Origin of the sequence: Pseudomonas sp. DSP3-2-3, from assembly GCF_049898225.1 — a bacterium.
GTDB lineage: Bacteria > Pseudomonadota > Gammaproteobacteria > Pseudomonadales > Pseudomonadaceae > Aquipseudomonas.
Genome location: NZ_JAFCXH010000087.1, coordinates 1 through 596, shown reverse-complemented (window position 1 = coordinate 596; position 596 = coordinate 1). Strand labels below are relative to the sequence as shown.

At 59.6% G+C, this 596-nt stretch carries 1 pseudogene; it reads right to left on the bottom strand.

Features of this window, described 5'->3' with window-relative positions:
- Positions 1–596: pseudogene (locus ACP7E4_RS30485) on the bottom strand (acetyl-CoA carboxylase biotin carboxylase subunit); the annotation flags it as partial.

Here is a 596-nt window from a genome sequence, read left to right as displayed (position 1 = left end):
ATGTTGGTCTTGATCCCGTCGACCACGATTTCGTCCAGGGCATTGCGCATGCGGGCCATGGCTTCGTCGCGCGTTGCGCCCCAGGTGATCAGCTTGCCGATCAACGAGTCGTAGTTGGAAGGGACCTTGTAGCCGCTGTACAGATGCGAGTCGACCCGCACGCCATTACCGCCCGGCGCGTGGAAGTGCTTGACCAGGCCTGGGCTCGGAATGAAGGTTTTCGGATCTTCAGCGTTGATCCGGCATTCCAGCGCATGCCCGTGGATGACGACGTCATCCTGGGTGAACGACAGTTTGTTGCCGGCGGCGATGCTGAGCATCTCCTTGACGATGTCGATACCGGTGACCATTTCCGAAACCGGGTGCTCTACCTGAACGCGAGTGTTCATCTCGATGAAGTAGAAGCTGCCGTTCTCGTACAGGAACTCAAAGGTGCCAGCACCCCGGTAGCCGATGTCGATGCACGCCTTGACGCAACTGGCGAACACGGCCTTGCGGGCTTCTTCATCGATGAACGGTGCCGGCGCTTCTTCCAGAACTTTCTGGTGACGACGCTGCAGCGAGCAGTCACGGTCGCCCAGGTGAATCGCCTGGCC